This window comes from Streptomyces triticagri (genome assembly GCF_003429565.1).
Taxonomy (GTDB): domain Bacteria; phylum Actinomycetota; class Actinomycetes; order Streptomycetales; family Streptomycetaceae; genus Streptomyces; species Streptomyces triticagri.
The window spans coordinates 1-21397 of the sequence record NZ_QUAK01000066.1 but is presented as its reverse complement, the minus strand read 5'-3'; the positions used below and the strand labels follow the sequence as shown (position 1 = coordinate 21397).

At 69.9% G+C, this 21397-nt stretch carries 22 protein-coding genes and 2 tRNA genes; 7 read left to right on the top strand and 17 right to left on the bottom strand.

Annotation, left to right across the window (positions count from 1 at the left end; translation table 11 throughout):
- Positions 1 to 549, bottom strand: a complete 549-nt coding sequence (locus DY218_RS12045; protein ID WP_128555964.1) for a helix-turn-helix domain-containing protein — start codon at positions 547 to 549, stop codon at positions 1 to 3.
- A gap of 158 nt (positions 550 to 707) precedes the next feature.
- Here DY218_RS12045 and DY218_RS12040 point away from each other — a divergent pair.
- Both DY218_RS12040 and DY218_RS12035 read left to right on the top strand, forming a co-directional pair.
- A tRNA-Ala gene (locus DY218_RS12040) sits at positions 708 to 780 on the top strand.
- Positions 781 to 958: 178 nt separating this feature from the next.
- Positions 959 to 1621, top strand: coding sequence for a hypothetical protein (locus DY218_RS12035; protein WP_128555963.1), 663 nt, complete (start codon positions 959 to 961; stop codon positions 1619 to 1621).
- 290 nt (positions 1622 to 1911) lie between these two features.
- On the opposite strand, the gene DY218_RS12030 is transcribed toward DY218_RS12035, so the two are convergent.
- Positions 1912 to 2613, bottom strand: coding sequence for a DUF5324 family protein (locus tag DY218_RS12030; protein WP_128555962.1), 702 nt, complete (start codon positions 2611 to 2613; stop codon positions 1912 to 1914).
- Between the two features lie 365 nt (positions 2614 to 2978).
- On the opposite strand from DY218_RS12030, the gene DY218_RS12025 reads away from it, so the two are divergent.
- Both DY218_RS12025 and DY218_RS12020 read left to right on the top strand, forming a co-directional pair.
- Positions 2979 to 3506, top strand: a complete 528-nt coding sequence (locus tag DY218_RS12025; RefSeq protein WP_128555961.1) for a peptidylprolyl isomerase — start codon at positions 2979 to 2981, stop codon at positions 3504 to 3506.
- A gap of 111 nt (positions 3507 to 3617) precedes the next feature.
- The gene (locus tag DY218_RS12020; protein ID WP_128555960.1) at positions 3618 to 4511 is read left to right on the top strand and encodes a rhomboid family intramembrane serine protease; all 894 of its coding nucleotides are present in this window, start codon (positions 3618 to 3620) and stop codon (positions 4509 to 4511) included.
- 338 nt (positions 4512 to 4849) lie between these two features.
- On the opposite strand, the gene DY218_RS12015 is transcribed toward DY218_RS12020, so the two are convergent.
- The 6 genes from DY218_RS12015 to DY218_RS11990 form a co-directional block, all read right to left on the bottom strand.
- Entirely contained in the window at positions 4850 to 5590 is a 741-nt protein-coding gene (locus DY218_RS12015; RefSeq protein ID WP_233521549.1) for a class E sortase, read from the bottom strand.
- 105 nt (positions 5591 to 5695) lie between these two features.
- Positions 5696 to 6865, bottom strand: coding sequence for a class E sortase (locus DY218_RS12010; RefSeq protein WP_233521551.1), 1170 nt, complete (start codon positions 6863 to 6865; stop codon positions 5696 to 5698).
- A gap of 200 nt (positions 6866 to 7065) precedes the next feature.
- Positions 7066 to 7707 carry an aminodeoxychorismate/anthranilate synthase component II gene (locus DY218_RS12005; RefSeq protein WP_128555957.1) on the bottom strand — a complete coding sequence of 214 codons (642 nt, stop codon included), beginning with the start codon at positions 7705 to 7707 and terminating at the stop codon, positions 7066 to 7068.
- A complete protein-coding gene (locus DY218_RS12000) occupies positions 7704 to 7910 on the bottom strand; it encodes a hypothetical protein (RefSeq protein ID WP_128555956.1) in 207 nt (68 codons plus the stop codon). The genes DY218_RS12005 and DY218_RS12000 overlap by 4 nt, the downstream gene beginning before the upstream one ends.
- A 171-nt stretch (positions 7911 to 8081) precedes the next feature.
- Positions 8082 to 8798, bottom strand: coding sequence for a class E sortase (locus tag DY218_RS11995; protein WP_128555996.1), 717 nt, complete (start codon positions 8796 to 8798; stop codon positions 8082 to 8084).
- A gap of 30 nt (positions 8799 to 8828) precedes the next feature.
- Complete coding sequence (locus tag DY218_RS11990) at positions 8829 to 9608, bottom strand: DUF881 domain-containing protein (RefSeq protein WP_128555955.1); 780 nt, start codon at positions 9606 to 9608, stop codon at positions 8829 to 8831.
- 166 nt (positions 9609 to 9774) lie between these two features.
- Between DY218_RS11990 and crgA the strand changes: the two genes are divergently transcribed.
- A complete protein-coding gene (gene crgA / locus DY218_RS11985; RefSeq protein WP_128555954.1) occupies positions 9775 to 10029 on the top strand; it encodes a cell division protein CrgA in 255 nt (84 codons plus the stop codon).
- A gap of 82 nt (positions 10030 to 10111) precedes the next feature.
- Here crgA and pknB read toward each other — a convergent pair whose 3' ends face one another.
- The 6 genes from pknB to DY218_RS11955 all read right to left on the bottom strand — a co-directional run bounded on the left by pknB (position 10112) and on the right by DY218_RS11955 (position 18144).
- Positions 10112 to 12079 (bottom strand): Stk1 family PASTA domain-containing Ser/Thr kinase, encoded by a 1968-nt coding sequence (gene pknB, locus DY218_RS11980; protein WP_128555953.1) that lies wholly within the window; start codon positions 12077 to 12079, stop codon positions 10112 to 10114.
- A gap of 147 nt (positions 12080 to 12226) precedes the next feature.
- Positions 12227 to 13687, bottom strand: coding sequence for a peptidoglycan D,D-transpeptidase FtsI family protein (locus tag DY218_RS11975; RefSeq protein WP_128555952.1), 1461 nt, complete (start codon positions 13685 to 13687; stop codon positions 12227 to 12229).
- Entirely contained in the window at positions 13684 to 15096 is a 1413-nt protein-coding gene (locus tag DY218_RS11970) for an FtsW/RodA/SpoVE family cell cycle protein (RefSeq protein WP_128555951.1), read from the bottom strand. The genes DY218_RS11975 and DY218_RS11970 overlap by 4 nt, the downstream gene beginning before the upstream one ends.
- Positions 15097 to 15117: 21 nt before the next feature.
- Positions 15118 to 16635, bottom strand: a complete 1518-nt coding sequence (locus DY218_RS11965; protein WP_233521548.1) for a Stp1/IreP family PP2C-type Ser/Thr phosphatase — start codon at positions 16633 to 16635, stop codon at positions 15118 to 15120.
- 125 nt (positions 16636 to 16760) lie between these two features.
- Entirely contained in the window at positions 16761 to 17270 is a 510-nt protein-coding gene (locus DY218_RS11960; protein WP_128555949.1) for an FHA domain-containing protein FhaB/FipA, read from the bottom strand.
- A gap of 10 nt (positions 17271 to 17280) precedes the next feature.
- The gene (locus DY218_RS11955) at positions 17281 to 18144 is read right to left on the bottom strand and encodes an FhaA domain-containing protein (protein ID WP_128555948.1); all 864 of its coding nucleotides are present in this window, start codon (positions 18142 to 18144) and stop codon (positions 17281 to 17283) included.
- Positions 18145 to 18488: 344 nt separating this feature from the next.
- Between DY218_RS11955 and DY218_RS11950 the strand changes: the two genes are divergently transcribed.
- Positions 18489 to 18572, top strand: a tRNA-Leu gene (locus DY218_RS11950).
- 176 nt (positions 18573 to 18748) lie between these two features.
- On the opposite strand, the gene DY218_RS11945 is transcribed toward DY218_RS11950, so the two are convergent.
- From DY218_RS11945 to DY218_RS35040, 3 genes are all read right to left on the bottom strand, one after another.
- Positions 18749 to 19414, bottom strand: coding sequence for a response regulator (locus tag DY218_RS11945; protein ID WP_128555947.1), 666 nt, complete (start codon positions 19412 to 19414; stop codon positions 18749 to 18751).
- Positions 19398 to 20126: a sensor histidine kinase gene (locus DY218_RS35820; protein ID WP_407703607.1), complete on the bottom strand. Its 729-nt coding sequence runs from the start codon at positions 20124 to 20126 to the stop codon at positions 19398 to 19400. The genes DY218_RS11945 and DY218_RS35820 overlap by 17 nt, the downstream gene beginning before the upstream one ends.
- A gap of 52 nt (positions 20127 to 20178) precedes the next feature.
- Positions 20179 to 20559, bottom strand: a 381-nt coding sequence (locus tag DY218_RS35040; RefSeq protein ID WP_233521547.1) for a hypothetical protein, incomplete at its 3' end; no start/stop codon positions are given.
- 275 nt (positions 20560 to 20834) lie between these two features.
- Here DY218_RS35040 and DY218_RS35035 point away from each other — a divergent pair.
- On the top strand, positions 20835 to 21397 hold a 563-nt coding region (locus tag DY218_RS35035), incomplete at its 3' end, for a response regulator transcription factor (protein ID WP_233521546.1).

The window sequence follows — 21397 nt, the reverse complement described above, 5'->3', positions numbered from 1 at the left end:
TCAGCTCTGGTGCGCCTCGTAGTGCGCCACCGCGTCGGCGGTGCGCCCGGCGCCGTACACGCGGAGAAACTCTGCCAGTTCCGGATGGGTCGGGGCGAGGGCGTCCGCGGCATCGATGATGTCGCCGGCGGCCGAGACCGATCGGAGCAGCGACTGGATCTCGCGGACCACGCGCTTGACCGTGGGTGCGCCCGAACTGGGCGTGGTCTGGCTGGTGTTGGTCAGCACCGAGCCGCCCTGCGACTTCTTGATCTCCTCCATGCGGCCGGTCGCCTCCGCGGCGCTGACGCTGCCGTCTGCCACCTGGCCGGAGAGTTCCTGGAGCTGCTGGACGCGCTGGACGACCGCCGGGTTTCCGATCTTGGCGCGCTGGCCGCTCATCAGCTGCGACAGCATGGGCGCCGACAGACCGAGGACCGCAGCGAGGCGCGCCTGGTTCAGGCCCAGGTCGTCTATGAGCCGGCGGAAGAGCGCGCCGAGCGGCTCCCCGTACCAGTTCCGCTGCAGCTCTCTGGCTCTGGCGGTCGCTTCCTGCTGTGCTGCGTCCATGGCGTCTCCCCTTCGCTGGTGCGAACCTCGTCGTGCATCCTACGGAGCGTGGTCGGGGACCGGGACCCCCAATCCTTTTGTGAGATCCCGGGGGTGACCCGGTACTCTTGGCTGCGGCGCCGGCCCGGACGACCAGAGCGGACGGGGACAGGTGTCACGGGGCCTTAGCTCAGTTGGTAGAGCGCTGTCTTTGCATGGCAGATGTCAGGGGTTCGACTCCCCTAGGCTCCACCCCAAGAAAGCCCCCCGACCTGCGGAAACGCGGATCGGGGGGCTTTTTGGGCGGTGCCGGTGAGGCTGGGCCCGTACCCTCAACGCCGCCTGCTTCCGGCGCGGTTGGACCGCATCGGGCGCGGGACGCCAGCGGTTTCGAGCCGGCGGGACAGGGACGCGCGTGAGGAGGACCGCTGTGTCACATCCGCTGGTGGTGCCGCTGTCCGGGGCGGATCCGTATACGCGGTGGTTCCCGGTCGGCCGGGGCAGGGCGAGGCGGGCAGGCGCCGGGACGGCAGTGCTCGGCGGCCTGGGCGGCACGGTCACCGTGTCCCTCGGGACCGCGGCGGCCGGTGCGCGGATGGGCGGCGGCGCCCGTCTCGCCCTGGCGGCCGCGGCCGTGCTGGTGGTCGTGCTCGTCACCCTCGGCGTGCGCCGGATGTGGCGCGTGGCCGGCGACCGGCGGGCCTGCCTCGGCGTGGGGCCGCAGGGAGTGTGGTGGTACGAGCAGGGGGTGGCGGTCCTCTTCCCGTGGCAGGCGCTCGCGGGGACCGCCGTGCTCGGCCTGCGCACCCGGACGGCCAGGAGCAGCTACGTCACCGAGTATCTGGAGCTGTTCACGGTCACCGCCGTCGCTCCGGTGCACCGGGTCGTCGACTGTCTGGTGGTTGACGGGCACTACCGCCTGGAGCTGCCGGACGCCTGGCTGCTCGGCGGTCTGCTGCCGCTCACCCGGGGAATCGCCGACCCGCTGAGCGGGACTCTGGCCCAGCTGAGCCCGGGCCGCTGGTGGGGTCGCACGACCCGTGACCGGACCGCGCCCGACCGGATGCGCCGGCCGCACGGGCCGACCGCCTGAACGGGCCGGTGCATACGCCCGCTTCCGGCCCGTGACCCGGTACCCGAACCAGTACTCGGAAGACCGTTCAGGGAGTACTGGATTCGGTACTCGATTCAGTACCCGCGGCAGTACTCGCCCGGCGTATGCAGTACTCGCAGGAACGCCCGACCGCATGCAGCGCTCCGGGAGATTCAGCGCTCCGCGGGAGCGATCGACCCGGACGCCCGCGGCGGCGGCCCGCACAACGAGGTGGTGGCGGGCCCGAAGGCCCGCCACCACAGGTCGATCCCGGTCTTCCGCGCGGGCGTTCAGGCCCGTTCGTCGCGCTCCGCCGCGTCCGTCTCGGCCTGCTTGGCCTGGACCTCGGGGTCGAGCGGGCTCTGACCGCTGCCGTCCACCGACGCCAGCGGGGTGCGGTCGGCGACCTCGGTCGGCTCGGGCGGTTCGACCAGCCAGTCCGGGTTGGCCTGCTTGTCCCACCACTTCCAGGCGGCGAACGCGGCGCCTGCGAGGAGGCCGACGAGTGCCGCGCGCTTGGCGAAGCGACCGGCCGAGGCGCGGCGCTCGTGCTTTCTGACGATCCGCTGGATCTCCTTCGGCGAGACCTGGCCGCGCAGCGCCGCCACGGCCGCGCTGCTGCGGGCCGCGGCCTCCGATGCGGCCGGCTGCGCCGCGGCGACGGCCTGCTCGACCCGCGGACGGGTGGCGGCCGCGGCGTGCGCGGCGGCCTCCCTGGTGCGGACGGCCGCACGGTCCACCGTCGGCGGCACATGCACGCGCGCCTGCTCGACGCGCGGCGCGAGGTAGGTGTCGTAGCTGAGTCGAGCCTGGTCGGCGGCCTGGTGCGCCGCGGTCGAGACCCGGGGTGCGAGCCGGCTGCGTGCCTCATGCGCATACACGGCGGCCCGGTCCCGGGCCGTGTCGGCGTAGGGCGCCACCACTTCCGCGGCGTGGCGCACGCTGTCCTTCGCCGAACTTGCGGCGGCGCGTGCGCTGTCGATGCGGGTCACTGGATCCTCCTCCTCGGTGGCGTACGCGGGGGTCAAGGGGTGCCCCCCAAGCGAACACACTTCACCTTTCCACCCTTTTCCGGATCATGCCCGTCGGAGAATGCCGCTGTGGCCGCTCGTATCGGGCATTCGGAGCAGTGGCCTCCGTAGCGCGAGGGTCTCCGCTCTTCGGGCATTGCGGTACAAGGGGTGTCTGTGGACGACGATGCCACGGATCGGCCCGAGTGGCGCCTGCCGGGCGGGGATTCGTGCCTGTCGTCGTCCCCTTCGCGGCCCCGGGCCGATCCGAAAGACAGGCCATAGCCCGCGCCGGACCCGATCCGTGCGAGGATCGGGGAGTCAGAGAAGACAACGGAAGGCAGATCGTGGCTGAGCAGCTTTACGCCACCCTGAAGACCAATCAAGGCGACATCGAAGTCCGGCTGCTGCCGAACCACGCGCCTAAGACGGTCCAGAACTTCTGCGAACTCGCCAAGGGCGAGCGCGAGTGGGTCCACCCGGAGACCGGCAAGAAGTCCTCGGACAGGCTCTACGACGGCACGGTCTTCCACCGGGTCATCAGCGGCTTCATGATCCAGGGCGGCGACCCGCTGGGGAACGGCACCGGTGGCCCCGGCTACCAGTTCGGGGACGAGTTCCACCCGGAGCTGTCCTTCGACAAGCCGTACCTTCTGGCGATGGCGAACGCCGGCCCGGGCACCAACGGCTCGCAGTTCTTCATCACCGTCTCGCCGACCGCGTGGCTGACCCGCAAGCACACCATCTTCGGTGAGGTCACCGACGGCGCGAGCCAGAAGGTGGTGGACGCCATCGCGACCACGCAGACGAACCCGCGCACGGACCGCCCGGTCAATGACGTCGTCATCGAGTCGGTCGTCATCGAGGAGCGCTGAGGCGCACCGTCGGTCCCCCGCCCGGGGAACCTTTTCGCCCCGCTCATCCGTAGGGATGGGCGGGGCGGTGCGTTGATGTGTGCGCTGTCGTACTTCAGTGAGGGGATCCCCATGGAGCAGTCGCCAGGCAGTGGGCAGGGGCCGCAGGACTCGGGCCTGCCGGGCTGCTACCGGCATCCGGACCGGGAGACCGGGATCCGCTGTACCCGGTGCGAGCGCCCCATCTGCCCGGAGTGCATGATCTCCGCCTCCGTCGGCTTCCAGTGCCCCGGCTGCGTACGCGAGGGTTCGGGCACGGGCCATGCACCGTCTGCGAACCAGCCGCGCACCATCGCCGGCGGCACGGTCGCCGCCGATCCCCGGCTGCTCACCAAGATCCTGATCGGGATCAATGCGGCGGTCTTCATCGCGGTCCTCGCGACCGACGACCGGCTGGTCCGTGACCTCTCGCTGATCGGCCAGTTCTGGGACTACTTCGGGGCGCCGCTGCAGGGCGTCGCCGAGGGCCAGTGGTACCGCCTGGTGACCTCGATGTTCCTGCACCAGGAGATCTGGCACCTGGGGTTCAACATGCTGGGGCTGTGGTGGCTCGGCGGCCCCCTCGAGGCGGCGCTCGGCCGGGCCCGCTATCTGTCGCTGTATCTGATCTCCGGTCTCGCCGGCAGCGCCCTGACCTATCTGATCGCCGCTCCCAATCAGCCCTCGCTCGGTGCGTCCGGCGCGGTCTTCGGTCTGATGGGTGCCACGGCGGTGCTGATGCGCCGGCTCAACTACGACCTGCGCCCGGTGCTGGTGCTCCTCGCGCTGAATCTGCTCTTCACCTTCACCTGGAGCGGTATCGCCTGGGAGGCGCACGTCGGCGGTCTGGTGGCCGGTACGGCGATCGCGTACGCCATGGTGCACGCGCCCCGGGACCGAAGGGCCCTGGTGCAGTACGGCGTCTGCGGGCTCGTGCTGCTCGCGGTGGTCGTGGTGGTCGTGGTGCGTACGTCCCAGCTCGTCTGAGCGCCTGCCGGCTCGGCCTTGGCCATGGTTGTCCACAGCGGGTTGCGGATCTTGTGCATGCGGTACGGGACACCTGTTCCCCTGGTCGCTGGCCCGGGTTTTCCCAGCAGGGGCAAGGGCCTTGGGGTTTTCCGCATGGCGGATGCGCAGTCACACCGGCGTCAACGTCGCAGGGGTTATCCACAGATCTTCGTAGTTTTCCGCAGCTGTGGAAAGGGCTGTGGATAACTGCCTGGATAGCTTGGGGCAACGCCTGCCGGAACGGCCTCGGCGGGCGGCCTGGAGCGCCTGGTGCGCAGCCGGCTCAGCCCTGCGGGGCTCCGGCGCGGGGAGCGATCCTACCGCAGCTCGGCGGGCGGTGTCCGCTTGTTGTCCACCTTCTCGACCCGCTCCAGTTCCCCCCACACGATGTAGCGGTACTTGGAGGTGTAGACGGGCGTACAGGTGGTCAGCGTGATGTACCGGCCGGCCTTCTTCGCGCCCGACTCCTTGGGGATCGGGTCGAGCACGTCGACGTTGAACTTCGAGGTCTCCGGCAGGGTCTTGAAGACCTTGTAGACGTACCACTTGTCCTTGGACTCGAAGACGACCGCGTCACCGTTGCGGATCTTGTCGATCTTGTGGAACTTGGCGCCGTGGCCGTCGCGGTGTGCGGCGAGTGAGAAGTTGCCCTTCTCGTCCTGCGGCAGCGCGGACTTGACCGGCTTCGTGTAGTAGCCGGCCAGGCCGTTGTTCAGGCTCTTGGTCTCGGTGCCCTTCTTGACCAGGATCTCGCCGCCGCCCATGGCCGGTACGTGCAGGAAGCCGATGCCGTTCTTGGTGTCCAGGGCGCCGGGGCCGCCGGCCCAGCGGTCGCGCACCGCATCGCCCTGCTTGGCCGATTCGCGGTCGGCCATCACATTCGTCCACCACAGCGAGTAGACGACGAACAGGCCGAGCACCAGGCCCGCGGTGATCAGCAGCTCGCCGAACACGCTGACCGCCGTGGCGAGCGGTCCGCGGCCGCGCGGGCGCGGCGTGGCCGCCGGCTCCTCGGCGCGCGCCTCGGCCTGCTCATCCGGGTCCGTCTTCGCTTCCACTGCCTTCTCGCCCCGATCTCGCACTGTCCCCGCCATCCGCACAACTGCTGTGGCCGGTCCCGGGTCACCCGGGATCTCGTCCGTCCGTCGCCCGCCCGCCGCCGCTCAGCTGATGAGGGCGTCCGGCTTCCCCTTGCTGCGTGGCCGTTCCTCGGCCATCTTGCCCCAGACGATCATCCGGTAGGTACTGGTGAATTCCGGGGTGCAGGTGGTCAGTGTGAGGTACCGGCCGGGCTCGGTGAACCCCGACCCCTTCGGCACCGGGTCGATGACCGCCGTATTGCCCGGACTTGTCTGCGGAAGGATGCTCGCCATTTTGTAGACGTAGTACGTGTCGCGGGTCTCCACGACGATCGGGTCGCCCGCCTCGAGCCGGTTGACGTAGCGGAACGGCTCGCCGTGGGTGTTGCGGTGGCCCGCCACGGCGAAGTTGCCCCGCTCGGCCTCGGGCATCGCCGTCTTCAGGGAGCCCTGTGCGTAGTGCCCGACCATGCCGCGGTCGAGGACCTTCTTCTTGTCGATGCCCTCGGCGATCGGCACGACCACGTCCAGCTTGGGGATGTGCATGATGGCGAAGCCCTCGCCGGGCTTGAAGGCACCCGGCTTGCGCTTCCCGTCCGCCCAGTCCTGCTGGATCCGGTCGGCCTCATTGCCCGCCTGCTGTCCGGCCCGGATGTTGGTCCACCACAGCTGGTACGTGACGAACAGCAGCATCACCACGCCGACGGTGATGAACACCTCGCCGAGCGCCCGGCTCGCGACGACACCCGGTCCCGGCCTCCTGGCCCGTTCCGCCCGGCGTGCCTCGACCCGGCTGAGCGGCCTGCCTTCGCGGGGCGTCTCCTCGCCGGTGGTGTCCTGGCGCCCGGCCGCTCGGCGGCGCTCGGCCCGGCCACCGGTACGCACCGTCTGGCCACCGGTACGCACCGTCTGGGCGCCGAGCGGGAGTTCGGGGCCGAGCGTGGGTGCCGGCGCCGGGGCCCGGCGGGTGTCCGCCGTGCGCAGTCCCACCGTCTCTTCGTCGAGCAGCGGCCCGGGTCCGGCAGGCCCCGGGGCAGCGGCGTACATCGCCTCGTACGCGTTCGCATCGACGGGCGGGCGCTGGTCGGCCGCCTCGGAGACCGGGTCCGCGGGGCCGCTGTGCCACGCCTCCCGGTATCCCTGCGGGTCGTACCACTCCTGGTCCTGCCCCGGCTCGGGCGCGGCCGCCCGGAACCACGGCGAGGGATGACCACCGGGCAGCGGATCGGTCAGCGGATCCGCGAGCCCGTCCACGGCCGCGGCGAACGACCCTGCGGGCTCCGCACCGAACGACCCGGGCTCCGCCGCGTACGCCGTCCGTCCGCCGTACCCCTGCCCGTACGCGTACTCGTCGTGTCCCGCGTAGGGATCCGTCCCCGCACCCTGGGTGCCCTGATCCCCGTACGCATACCGTCCGTACGGGAAGTCGGGGTCCTGCCCGGGGTGGGGTCCGGTCACGCCGTGATCCTGCCGACCACCGGCGCCAGACCGGTGGATCGCTCCACCGCCCCCGGATCGCCGCACTCCGCAAGCCAGTTGGCGAGCATCAGGTGCCCGTGCTCGGTGAGGACCGACTCGGGGTGGAACTGGACGCCCTCGACCGCATGGGCCCGATGGCGCAGGCCCATGATCGTGCCGTCCTCGGTGCGCGCCGTCACCACCAGCTCGTCGGGCACGGTCTCCGGCTCGGCAGCAAGGGAGTGGTAGCGCGTCGCGGTGAACGGCGAGGGCAGCCCGGCGAACACCCCGGCGCCCTCGTGCGTGACGAGCGAGGTCTTGCCGTGCAGCAGCTCGGGCGCCCGGCCGACCACACCGCCGTACGCGACCACCATCGACTGCATGCCCAGGCACACGCCGAACACCGGCAGTCCGGTCGCGGCGCAGTGCCGCACCATCTCGATGCAGACACCGGCCTGCTCGGGAGCGCCGGGGCCGGGTGAGAGCAGCACACCGTCGAAGGCGTCGGGGGAGGCGTGTGCGGTCGACACCTCGTCGTTGCGCACCACCTCGCATTCGGCGCCCAGCTGGTACAGGTACTGCACAAGGTTGAAGACGAAGCTGTCGTAGTTGTCGACGACCAGGATGCGGGCGCTCATCGGGCCGCCCCCGCGTCCGCGACGGCCACCGGGCCGCCCACCATGCCCTGGTCCACCGTCACGTCGTTGAACGGCAACAGCGGCTCCGCCCATGGGAAGACGTACTCGAAGAGGAGATAGACCACACCGAGCACAAGGACCAGCGAAACGAGCGCCTTGAGCCACACATTGCCCGGCAAGTGCCGCCAGATCCAGCCGTACATGCTGTCCGCTGTCCCTTCCCATGCACCGGTGGCCACTCGGCCCCCTGTCGTCAGACGCCACCAGAGTACGGGGCGGCGGCAACAGCACGGGGCTCCCCCGGAGAAAGCCACCCGCACCCGTGAACGCCGCACCCGTGAACGCCGCCCCGGTGAACGCCGCCCCGCGCCGCGTCACTCCCGCAGCGCGGCGGGCTTCCCCTTCTCCACCGGCTGGGTCGCATCCAGGTGCGCCCAGACGATCAGCCGGTGGCTGTGGCCCCACTCCGGCTCGCAGGTCGTCAGCGTGAGGTACCGGCCGGGGCTGTCGTACTTGGACTTCGGCGGCACCGGGTCGATCACCGCCACATCACCGGGCAGCGTCTTGTACGGCTCATTGCCGATCCGGTACGTGAACCAGGTCGTGCCGTCCGTGAGCACCACCGCGTCCCCGGGCCGCAGCTTCGGGAAGTCCTTGAACGGGTCGCCGTAGGTGCGCCGGTGCCCCGCGACCGCGAAGTTCCCCTTCTGCCCGAGCTGCGCGGTCCTGCCGTAGTGACCGAGCCCTTTCTTCAGGGTGCCGGTGGCGGTCCCCTCGAGCACCGGCTTGTTCCACGTGAAACCGAACCGTGGGATGTACATCACGGCGAACGGCTTGCCGTCCTGGTACGCCTCGGGCGCCGGAGGGTTCAGCGGATCGGCACCGGAGTCCGCGTCGGCGCCGTCCCCGCCGGCGTCCGCACCGGCCGACACCGAGCCGTGCGCCCACTGGTCCTGCAGCCGGTCGATCTCGCCGTCCATCGCGCTGTCGGCCTTCACCCCGGTCCAGAACAAGACGTAGACGACGAACAGCACGATCAGGGTGCCGACGGTGATGCACAGCTCGCTGAACGTCCTGACGACCACTCGCACCGACACCCGGCGGCCCTCCCCACGGGCTTGCTACTCCACAGGCTTTGCGTGGTGGAGATCCACTGTGCCCGAGTAGCCGGGAAGAGTCATCGTCTCGTGCTCGTCGACTTTCCAGCCCAGGCCGTACGCCTCCACGTACGCCATGTAGTTCTGGATCGCCGGGGACGCCCCGATCGCCTTGCGGAGCTTCTCCGGGTCGCCGACCGCCGTCACCTTGTACGGCGGCGAGTAGACCCTGCCCTGCAGGATCAGGGTGTTGCCGACGCAGCGCACCGCACTGGTGGAGATGAGGCGCTGGTCCATGACCCGGATGCCCTCGGCGCCGCCCTGCCACAGGGCGTTCACCACGGCCTGCAGGTCCTGCTGGTGGATGACCAGGTCGTCGGGCTGCGGCTCGGGATAGCCGGGGGCGCTCGCGGTGGCGTTCGGGGGTGCGTCGTCGAGGGTGACCGTCAGGGCCCTGCCCTTCAGCTTCCTGGTGCCTGCGGCCTTCTGCAGCGCCCTGAGCTCGGCCTCGTCGGCCTTCGAGGTGCCGCCGTCGTGCTCGGCGAGGGCGTCGACGTCGGAGCGCAGCGAACCGTTCGACTCCTCGAGCGCCTTGTTGGCGTGGCTGCGCTGCTCGATCAGGTCGGAGAGCTTGAGCATCGAGGCATCCGTACGGATATTGGTGCCCTTGGCGGTGTTGAAGCTGGTGAAGAAGATCAGCCCGGCGAGCGCGAAGACGGCAGCCGTGAGCAGCCTCACCGGCCTCGGCCAGCGCCGTCGGCCCTGCCCGGAGGCATCTCGGGGGGAGTCGGCAGAATTGCTCAACGTACCCTTACTCCTTACGGCGCCACGGAAGCACTACGCTAACGGACGCCTGGGGGAGGCCCACGGCCCGGGGACACGGGTCGGGGCCGCCGTCGTGCCCCTCCCGGGGCTGAAGTCCAGACCGTTTCCTGCGCGGCCACGCAGCGCATCGACAGGAGAGACCCTCGTGCCGAAGTCACGTATCCGCAAGAAGGCCGACTACACGCCCCCGCCGTCGAAGAAGGCGACGAACATCAAGCTGACCAGTCGCAGCTGGGTGGCGCCGGTGATGCTGGCGATGTTCCTGATCGGCCTCGCCTGGATCGTCGTCTTCTATGTCACGGACACCCGCCTCCCGGTCGAGGCCTTCGGCAACTGGAACATCGTCGTCGGCTTCGGCTTCATCGCCGCAGGCTTCGGCGTCTCCACGCAGTGGAAGTAGTCGCACTCCGCGCATACGAAGAGCTCCGGCTCCCCCTCGGGGGGACCGGAGCTCTGTCGTTCGTCACGTCACGGGAGTGCGGCTAGGGACCCACGCCCCCGATGAAGCCGCCGCCGTCGTCTCCCCCACCGTTGTCGCCGCCGGCGCCGGCCGTGTTGAGGTTCACCGCGCTGCCGGACTTGACCTGGGTGCCGCCGGGCGGATCGCTGGTGACGACGATCGCGTCGTCCTCCTGCGGACCGTTGACGTTGCCGACGGTCAGGCCGGCCTCCTCGATGGCCTTCCTGGCGTCCGAGAGCTTCTGGCCGTTGACGGTCGGGACCGCCACTTCCTCGCTCTTCTTGGCCACGCTCAGATTGACCGTGGAACCCGGGTCGACCTTCGCCGATCCCTTCGGGGTCTGGTCGACGACCTGGCCCTCTTCGACATCGTCCCGCGGCACTTCCTGGGTGGTGACCTTCAGGCCGTTGTCCGTGAGCTGCTTCTGGGCATCCGCGAGCTTCTGGCCGGTCACGTCCGGGACGGTGACCTGCTCCTTCTCCTTGGCCACGGTGAGGGTGACCTCGGAGCCGCGCTCGACCTCGTTGCTGGGGCCCGGATCCTGGTCGAGTACCTCGCCGGGCGTCTCCGACGACTCCTTGTTCTCGACCTTGACGCTGAGCTTCCGCTTCACCAGCGTCTCCCTGGCGTCGTCGACGTCCTCGCCGATGACGTTCGGCACGGCGACCTTGGGGGCGCCGGTGGAGACCACCACGTTGATGGTGTCGCCCTTGTCGACCTTGCCCGATGCCGGATCCTGCGAGCAGATCCGGTTCTTCGGCTGGTCGTCGCAGGGCTTCTTGGTCTCGCTCAGCTTCAGATCGCTGTTCTCCGCCTGCTTCTGGGCCGTCTTCAGGGGCTGGCCGACCAGGCTCGGCACCGCGACCTGGCCGTCGTCACCGCCCCCGCTCAGGAACACGTTCCCGATCAGAATGGCGCCGACCAGGAGACAGAGACCCGCGATGACGAGCAGTACCGTCGACAGACGGCCCTTCTTCTGCTGGCGCCGCCGGTCGGGCCGATCGTCGTAGCCGTAGCCGCCGTCGTCCGGATTGACCGGCGGCAGCATCGACGTCTGCTGGCCGTTCTGCGGGTTCAGCATCGCCGTCTGCTGATCGTCAGGGTGCCCGCCGTAGCCGACCGCGCCCATCGCGGCGGTCGCCGCGACCGGCTGCCCGTCGAGGCAGGCCTCGATGTCGATCCGCATCTCGTCGGCGGACTGATAGCGGTAGTCCGGGTCCTTGACCAGCGCCCGCAGCACGATCGCGTCCATCTCGGGCGTGATCTCGGAGTCGAAGACGCTGGGCGGCTGAGCCTCCTCGCGGACGTGCTGATACGCGACCGCGACCGGGGAGTCCCCGACGAACGGGGGCCGCACGGTGAGGAGTTCGTACAGCAGGCAGCCGGTCGAGTAGAGGTCGCTGCGCGCGTCGACCTGCTCGCCCTTGGCCTGCTCGGGTGAGAGGTACTGGGCGGTGCCGATCACCGCGGACGTCTGCGTCATCGTCATGCCGGAGTCGCCCATGGCGCGGGCGATGCCGAAGTCCATGACCTTGACCTGGCCGTCGCGCGTCAGCATGACGTTCGCCGGCTTGATGTCGCGGTGCACGATGCCGTTGCGGTGCGAGTACTCGAGGGCCTGCAGGATGCCGATGGTCATTTCCATCGCGCGCTCGGGCAGCAGCTTGCGACCGGAGTGCAGCAGCTCACGAAGCGTGGAGCCGTCCACGTACTCCATCACGATGTACGGGATGGAGATGTTGTCGACGTAGTCCTCGCCGGTGTCGTAGACCGCGACGATCGCCGGATGGTTGAGCGAGGCGGCGGACTGGGCCTCACGGCGGAACCGGGCCTGGAACGACGGGTCACGGGCCAGGTCGACCCGCAGCGTCTTCACAGCGACGGTGCGGCCGAGCCGGGTGTCATGGGCGAGGTAGACCTCCGCCATGCCGCCGCGGCCGAGCACCTGGCCCAGCTCGTACCGGCCGCCTAGGCGACGCGGCTCTTCCATAGCTACCTACCAGCCCTCTCCGTCAGTCCCGACCGCACCCGTGTGCGGTCCGGCGGTGTGCTGTCCCGGGACACCGTACCGGCCCCCCTCGGCAAGATCTGGCCGCAACCGAGACCTGATACAGGACCGGTACCGCCGTGACCGGCGTCACTTCTTGCTGTCGATCACGGCCTTCATGACGTTCTTCGCGATCGGAGCGGCCAGGCCACCACCGGAGATGTCCCCGCGGTCCGCGTCACTGTCCTCGACGACCACGGCGACCGCGACCGGCGAACCGTCGTCGGTCTTCGCGTACGAGATGAACCAGGCGTACGGGTCCTCGCTGTTGTCGACACCGTGCTGTGCGGTACCGGTCTTGCCGCCCACGGTGACGCCCGGGATCTGGGCGTTGGTTCCCGTGCCGTCCTGGACGACCGTCTCCATCATTTCCTGCAGCTTCTGGGCGTTCGGCTCGGAGAGCGGCCGGCTCAGTTCCTTCGGGCTGGTCTTCTCGATGGTGTCGAGGTTCGGCGCCCTCAACTCGTCGATCATGTACGGCTGCATCAGCTTGCCGTCGTTGGCGATCGCCGAGGTGACCATCGCCATCTGCAGCGGGGTCGTCGCCGTCTCGAACTGGCCGATGGAGGAGAGAGCGGTCGACGGCCGGTTCATGTCCTTCGGCCAGACCGAGGCATTGGCACGGACCGGGACGAACTGCTCCTGGTTGAAGCCGAACTTCTCCGCCGTCTCCTGCATCTTGTCCTTGCCGAGGTCGGCGCCGACCTTGCCGAAGACCGTGTTGCACGACACCCGCAGCGCCTCGCGCAGGGTGGCGTTCTTGCAGGGCAGATCGCCCTCGTTCTTCAGCTCGGTCTGGGTGTCCGGCAGCGTCCACGGCAGCGGCGAATCGGTCTTGTCGTCCGGGCCGTCGTACAGGTCGTGCTCGAGCGCGGCCGCGGCCGTGACGACCTTGAAGGTGGAGCCCGGCGGGTAGGTCTCACGCAGTGCCCGGTTGACGTTCGGCTTGTTCGGGTCCTTGGAGAGGTCCGTCCAGGCCTTCTCGTCGTTCTTCGAGTTCCCCGCGATCTTCGACGGGTCGTACGAGGGGGTCGAGGCGAGCGCCAGGATCTTGCCGGTCGACGGGTCGAGGGCGGCGACCGCGCCCTTCTTGTTCCCCAGGCCCTCGAAGGCGGCGCGCTGGGCGGAGCCGTTCAGGGTCGTCACGACGTCCCCGCCGGCCTGCTTCTTGCCGGTGATCATGTCGAGGGTGCGGCGGAAGAACAGCCGGTCGTCGTTGCCGGTGAGGATGCCGTCCTCGAGGTTCTCGATCTGGGTGGCGCCGTACGCCTGCGAGGCGAAGCCGGTGACCGGCGCCCACATCGGGCCGTCCTTGTACGTCCGCTTGTACGCGAAGTCGCTGCCCGTGGTCCGCTTCGAACCGGTGACCGGCTTGCCGTCGACGATGATGTTGCCGCGCTCCTGGGCGTACCGCTCGATCAGCACGCGGCGGTTCTTCTCGTGCGTACGCAGCTCGTCGGCCTGCACGTACTGCAGCCAGTTGTCCCGGATCAGGAGCGCGAGGACGAGCAGTCCACAGAAGATCGCGATCCGGCGCAGGGGCTTGTTCACGGCCGTACCACCTGGGTCATCTCGGCGTCGGGGTTCGGGGCGGGGGCCGGGGCGGGGCGGCGGGCGGTGTCGCTGATTCTGATCAGGATGCCGATCAGCGCCCAGTTGGCGATGACGGAGGAACCGCCGTACGCCACGAACGGCATCGTCATACCGGTCAGCGGGATCAGCCCCATCACACCACCGGCCACCACGAACACCTGGATGGCGAAGGCCGCCGACAGACCGACCGCGAGGAGCTTGCCGAACGGGTCGCGGGCGGCGAGCGCGGTGCGCACACCTCGCTCCACGATCAGGCCGTACAGCAGCAGGAACGCCATCATCCCGGCGAGGCCGAACTCCTCGCCCACCGTGGCGAGGATGAAGTCGGAGTTCGCGGCGAAGCCGATCAGGTCCGAATTGCCCTGGCCGAGACCGGTGCCGAGCACGCCACCGGAGCCGAAGGCCATCAGCGAGTTGGCGATCTGGTCGCTCTGCGCCATCACCGTGTCGGAGAACGGATGCAGCCAGGCGTCCACCCGCTGCTGCACATGCGGCTCGAAGGTGGCCACACCGACCGCTCCGGCCCCCGACATCAGCAGACCGAACACGATCCAGCTGGTCCGCTCCGTCGCGACGTAGAGCATCACCACGAACAGGCCGAAGAACAGCAGCGACGTACCGAGGTCCGTCTCGAAGATCAGGATGAGCAGGCTCATCGCCCAGACCGTGATGATCGGCCCGAGGTCACGCCCGCGCGGCAGGTAGATGCCCATGAACCGGCGGCTGGCCAGCGCAAGGGCGTCCCGCTTCACCATCAGGTACCCGGAGAAGAATACCGCGATGATGATCTTCGCGAACTCGCCGGGCTGGATGGTGAACGGGCCGATGCTGACCCAGATCTTCGCGCCGTTCACCGCCGGGAAGAACACCGGCAGGATCAGCAGGACCAGCGCCACCGCCATCGAGATGTAGGTGTACCGCTGGAGAATGCGGTGGTCCTTGAGGATCAGCAGCACGGCGACGAACAGCGCGATGCCGATCGCCGAGTACATCAGCTGGTTCGGCGCATCCGGCGTGAACCCGCCGAACAAATCCTCCGCGCGCTGCTGCAGCCGCTCCGACTGGTCGAGCCGCCAGATCAGCACCAGACCAAGGCCGTTGAGCAAGGTCGCAAGCGGCAGCAGCAGCGGATCCGCGTACGGGGCGAAGCGGCGGACCACGAGGTGGCCGACCGCGGCGAGCAGGCCCAGGCCGATGCCGTAGCCGAGCATGCCCGTCGGCACCTCGTCGTTGATGGCGAGGCCCACGTTGGCGTAGGCGAAGACCGGGATGACGACGGCGAACACCAGGAGACCGAGCTCCGTGTTACGCCGGCTCGGTGCCCCGATCGCGCCGATCGTGGACGTGTGTGACGTACTGCTGCTCATGGCGTGGAAATCCCCCTGCGCCTACTGCTTGCCGCACAGCGAGACCAGTTTCTTCTCGTCGTCCGAGAAGCTGGGCAGCGGTGTGGGAGTCGGCGCCTTCTTGTCGGACTTCCCGTCGCCCGAGGGCGATGCGGGGTCCGTGGGCTTCGCGGTCTGCGGGGCCGTGCCGGTCGTGCCGCCGGCCTCGCCCTCGCCCTTGCCCGCGTTGTTCTCGCGCTCGGCAGCGACCCGCTCCGCTTCCTTCTTGCAAGCGCTGGCCTGCACATCGAGCTCACGGATCTTGGTGCGCGCGTCGTCCAGGCTGCTCTCGGTGATGGTGCCCTCGACCTGCTTGCGCTGGTACGGCGGCAGGTACTTGAGTTCGATACCGGGGTGATCCTGCTCGACCTTGGACAGTTCCACCCAGCCGAGGTCCTGGCTGATGCCGCGGTACAGCGCCACGTGGTCCTCGTTCGAGCCGACGTAGTACTGGGTCTGCGTCCAGCGGTAGCCCGCGTAGAGGCCGCCGCCGAGCACCGCGAGGGCGAGGACGATGAAGAACGACCGCTTCAGCCACCGGCGTCTGCCGCGCGGCTTGACGAAGTCCTCGTCGTCGTACAGGCCGTAGCCGCCCTCCGGGACGTACGCGTCGGGCTCACCGCTGCCGGGCGGGCCGAAGCCCCCGGCCGGCTGCGGAGGGACCGGACGGCCGAGGCCCGCCGCACGTCCCGCCGGGGTCTGCATCGCGCCGCCGTCGCCCGACTGGTGCTGGTTCTCCGCGACCGCGCCCACCACGACCGGGGTGTCCACCAGCTGGCCGGCCAGGGTGTCACCGCCGTCGATGTCCAGGACGTCGGCGACGATCACCGTCACGTTGTCCGGGCCGCCGCCGCGCAGGGCGAGCTGGATCAGCTCCTGCACGGTCTCCTGCGGGCCCTGGTAGCTGGCGAGGGTCTCCTCCATCGTCTGGTCCGAGACGACCCCGGAGAGGCCGTCGGAGCAGATCAAGTACCGGTCGCCGGCGCGGACTTCACGGATCGACAGATCCGGCTCGACATGGTCACCGCTGCCGAGCGCACGCATCAGGAGCGAGCGCTGCGGGTGCGTGGTGGCCTCCTCCTCGGTGATCCGCCCCTCGTCGACGAGCCGCTGCACCCAGGTGTGGTCCTGGGTGATCTGGGTCAGCACACCGTCCCGAAGGAGATACGCCCGGGAGTCGCCGACGTGCACCAGACCGAGCCGCTGGCCGGTCCACAGGAGCGCGGTCAGGGTCGTCCCCATGCCCTCGAGCTGGGGGTCCTCCTCGACCATCACGCGCAGCTGGTCGTTCGCCCGCTGCACGGCCTGCCCGAGCGACGTCAGGATGTCCGAACCGGGCACGTCGTCGTCGAGCTGTACGAGGGTGGAGATGACCTCCGAGCTCGCCACCTCACCGGCGGCCTGGCCCCCCATGCCGTCGGCGATGGCGAGCAACCGCGGACCGGCGTACCCCGAGTCCTCGTTGCCCTCGCGGATCATGCCTTTGTGCGATCCGGCGGCGAAGCGCAGTGACAGACTCATGCGCACCTCGCCCGTCGGCTCCGGGTACATCCGCACGGTGCCCACCCTCCGGTCGGGAACGAGCTCCGGTCCTTCTCGACCGTGTCGGCTCGCTCACTCCGCTCGCGCCTATTCATGTCGTAGCACTACTTCCGCAGCTCGATCACGGTCTTGCCGATGCGAATCGGCGCGCCGAGCGGGATCGGGGACGGCGTCGTCAGCCGGGCCCGGTCGAGATACGTGCCATTGGTGGACCCGAGGTCCTCGACGATCCACTGACCGTCGCGGTCCGGGTAAATCCTGGCATGCCTGCTGGACGCGTAGTCGTCGTCCAGCACAATCGTCGAATCGTGCGCCCGGCCGAGCGAGATCGTCTGGCCCTGGAGCGCCACCGTCGTGCCGGTGAGCGTGCCCTCCGACACGACCAGCTTCGTCGGCGCCCCGCGGCGCTGACGTCCCCCCTGCTGCTGCCGGGGTGCAGGCGGCGCCGAGGCCGGTGCCCCCTGCTGGCGCGACGCCGCATTGCGGCGTGCGCCGCGCTGTGTGACACGTGTGCCGAACAGGTCGCTGCGGATGACCTGGACGGCCACGATCACGAACAGCCACAGGACGGCCAGGAAACCCAGCCGCATGACCGTCAGGGTCAGCTCTGACATTGCCCCCGCTTCACCCTTCGGCTTGCCGGTAAATGATGGTGGTGCTGCCCACGACGATCCGCGAGCCGTCGCGGAGCGTAGCGCGGGTGGTGTGCTGCCCGTCCACCACGATGCCGTTGGTAGACCCGAGATCCTGGATCGTCGAGGGCGTTCCGGTCCGGATCTCACAGTGCCGGCGCGAGACGCCGGGGTCGTCGATCCGCACGTCGGCGTCGGTGCTGCGGCCCAGCACCATCGTCGGGCGGGAGATCTGATGGCGGGTGCCGTTGATCTCGATCCAGCGCCGTGTCTGGGCGCCGGGCATGGGGCCCGCACCCGGCTGTCCGGGCCGCGGACGCATCGGGGGCTGACCGGGACCGCCACCGTGCGGCGCCGGGCCGCCGGGCGGCGGGGCGGGCGGCATGGGGGGTGCGGCCGACGGCGGGTAGCCGTAGCCGCCACCGCCGCCGCCCGTGGGCGGAGCGGGCGCCGGACCGGGGCCGGCGCCGGCCTGCGAGGTGCTCGACGCGAGGGTCCGGCTCCGCACCCGGTACAGGCCCGTGTCGAGGTCGTCCGCCTTCTCCAGGTGGACCTTGATCGGGCCCATGAAGGTGTAGCGCTGCTGCTTCGCGTAGTCCCGCACCATGGCCGACAGTTCGTCGCCGAGCTGGCCCGAGTACGGGCTCAGGCGCTCGAAGTCGGGGGTGCTGAGCTCCACGATGAAATCGTTCGGTACGACGGTCCGCTCGCGGTTCCAGATCGTGGCGTTGTTGTCGCACTCGCGCTGGAGGGCGCCCGCGATCTCGACCGGCTGGACCTCGGACTTGAACACCTTGGCGAAGGTGCCGTTGACCAGACCTTCGAGCCGCTGCTCGAACTTCTTCAGGACTCCCATGGGGCACCTCCTCCGGTCGTAGTCATCCTGGTACTGCTTACTGATCGTATCCACGCGCCGGGAAAACGGCTGGTTCCCCTTCTGCGGCCTGCGGATGGGTGTTGCCCCTCACACGGGATCGTAGAGGGGGGCCGGATCCAGTGTCCCGCACCCGCGATGCTCCCCTCCACGGGACGGTGCATGCACGCCACCGCAGTCCGCTTCCCGGCCGCCGCCCGCCAGGGTCCACGGCTCAGGAGCCCTGCCGGAACGGATGTGAATCCGACCTGTGCAGCGTGCTAATCTTCTGGATGTCGCCAGGCGCTCGCCGCACACTTGTGGACGAGCAGGCGGCAGCACCCAATGCGCGGGTGGCGGAATAGGCAGACGCGCTGGATTCAGGTTCCAGTGCCCGAAAGGGCGTGGGGGTTCAACTCCCCCCTCGCGCACAGAGCAGTACACCGATCAAGGGTCGGCGTCATCACGACGCCGGCCCTTCTTCGTCGTCCGGTGGTGGTTGTTGTCCGGTGCCTTCGGCTCGGACGAGTGCTCGGGCCGTGTGTGGCGCTCCTCACGGTCGGTGCTCTCGGCTCTCGGCTCTCGGGCTCGGCTCTCGGGGCTCATCTCAGTTCTCGTTGCCCTGTGGGGGTGGGATCAGGGAGGCGGCGATCGCCTTGTTCACCGCGTCCAGGCGGGAGACGGCGCCCAGCTTCGCGTAGATGTTGCGCAGGTGGCGCTTGACGGTGCCGTCGGCGATGGAGAGCCGGCGGGCGATCTGCGAGTTGCTCAGGGCCTCCGCGGTCAATGCCAGGACCTCGCGCTCGCGCTCCGACAGCACCTCGTCGGGCGGCTGTCCGGCGCGGTCCAGGCCCTGCTTGGAGACGGAGAGGATGACGTGCCCGGGGCCGCGGTCGGCCGTCACGCCGTGCACCGCCGCGATCAGCTCATGACGCGTGGAGCCCTTCACCATGTACGCGCCCGCGCCGGAGCCGAGCAGCTCGCGGGCGAGCGCGACGTCGTCGTGCATGGTGAGCACCACGATCCGGGAGCGCGGCGCGACCCGGCGCAGCCGCGCCAGGGTCTCCCGTACGCCGGGGCCCGGCATCTCGACGTCCAGGAGGATGACGTCGGGCGCCAGGGAGGCGGCCTTGTCGCACACGTCGTCGCCGTCGTGCGCCTCGCCGATCACCTCGATGCCGCCGACCGCGGTGAGGATCTCGCCGATCCCGTCCCGGAACAGCGTGTGGTCGTCGGCTATCAGCAGTCTTATGGGCTTAGCCCGGCCAGCCATCGTCTTCCCCCTTCAACGGCACGAACGCCCGGATGCGGCTCCCGCACCCGGGTCGGGACTCCACGGTCAGGCTGCCGCCGAGCAGCTCCGCCCGCTCCCGCATGGACTGGATCCCGCTGTGGCCGGCCGGCGCCGCGGCCCGCGGGTCGAAGCCGACGCCGTCGTCCTCGACGGTGGCGCGCACCTCCTGCGGTGTGACGTGCACCGCCACCGCGACCTGCCGTGCGTGTGCGTGCCGTACGGCGTTGCGCAGTGCCTCCCGGACGACGAGGTAGAGCTCCTCGGCGACGCCCGCCCGCAGCCAGCTCTCGTCGCCGGTCACCGTGACGCGGACGTCCGCGGGGTGCTCGCCGAGCGCGGTCACGTCCCTCAGGAGTGCGCCGCGCAGCGGCTCGCTGTCGATGCGGCGGCGCAGGCCGGTCATCACCTCGCGGAGGCTCGTCAGCGAGGCCTGCACCTGGTCGCGGGCGGTGCCTGCCTTCTCCTCGGCGTCGGCGGGGCGGTCGGCGCGGTAGAGGTCGGCGAGTTCGAGCGAGTTGAGGGCCGCGCCGAGCTGGCCCGCGACCTCGTCGTGCAGTTCGCGGGAGATGCGCAGCCGTTCGTCGTTGTGTGCGCTGTGGATACGGTCGAGGAGGTGGCCGATGTGTGCCACCGAGCGGTCGGTGTGCCGGCCGGTGATGGACCGGTGGAGCAGGGACAGCAGTACGGCCATCTCGGCGCCGTCGAGGCGGTCCTGGGCCGGGCCGCCGAGGAGGGTGACCACNTACGGCCATCTCGGCGCCGTCGAGGCGGTCCTGGGCCGGGCCGCCGAGGAGGGTGACCACCACGGCGTCGAAGAGCGCCGCGGCGGCCCGGCGGGAGTCGGCGGGGTGCGTACGGGCTCCGCCCGGTCCGGCCGCGGGTCCCAGCTCGAGGGCGTAGTCGTCAGTACCGGTCGGCAGGTATGTCCCGCGGCGCAACTCGGCAGTGACGTGGGCGAGTGTGCGCCGGGCCTCGTCGAGGTGCGGAGCGGTGCCGTGCTCGGTGTCGGCGATCGCGGTGCCGGCGCTGAGCAGTGCCGCCTCGAACGCCGCCAGTACGTCCTCCGTGCGTCGTTCGAGCACGGCGGCCGCCGACGCATGGGCGCCTTCGTCCCGTTCCGCCACGCCGATTCACCCCCAGGTCGGCCGTGCTGCGCAGGCAGAGCTTACCTCCACCTTGCGAACGGAGTATGTCAATCAGTCGTCAACTTCCGGCCGGTACCCGGGGGTTGGTCCGGATGTCCCGAAGGGGGTACGGCCCTCTGCGCCCTCGGGTCCGCGGTGCCCGACGATGCTTGAGAACCGGTCGACCGGCTTGCTAAGAAGGTCACCAGAAACCATTCGGCCAGTATTTTTCTGCTTGCGGCTCCGTGCCACGTCGACCGGGAGGCATCAGGCTCATGAATGTGCTGATCGTCGAGGACGACGACGGGGTTGCCGAGGCGCTGCGGCAGGCGCTGGGCGTGCACGGCTACCGCACCCACCGGGTCGACACCGGCGGTGCGGCGCTGGAGCGGTTGTCCGAGGCGGAACTCGTGCTCCTCGACCTGGCGCTCCCCGATCTTGACGGGCACGAGGTGTGCCGCCGGATCAGGGCGGTGTCCTGTGTGCCGGTGATCGCGCTGAGCGGCCGCAGCGAGGAGCTCGACCGGGTGATGGCGCTCCACCTGGGGGCCGACGACTTCGTCGCCAAGCCGTTCAGCCGGTACGAACTGGTGGCCCGTATCCAGGCCGTCTCGCGGCGAGCCGCCGGCTGCCCGCATCACACCACCCCGCGCGAGCCGGCCGCGGCCTCCCCGATGCCACCGCAGAACCTCGCGGAGGGCGCGAGCGCCGCCGGCCCCATGGCGGGGTCGCCCCTCGCGGCCGCGGCGGCGTATCAGGCGGCCCGGCCCGCGCCCGACCCGCTGCGCCGCGGTGAGGCACCGATGCTGGGCTCCGGCCACGGGCCCGAGTCGCCGCT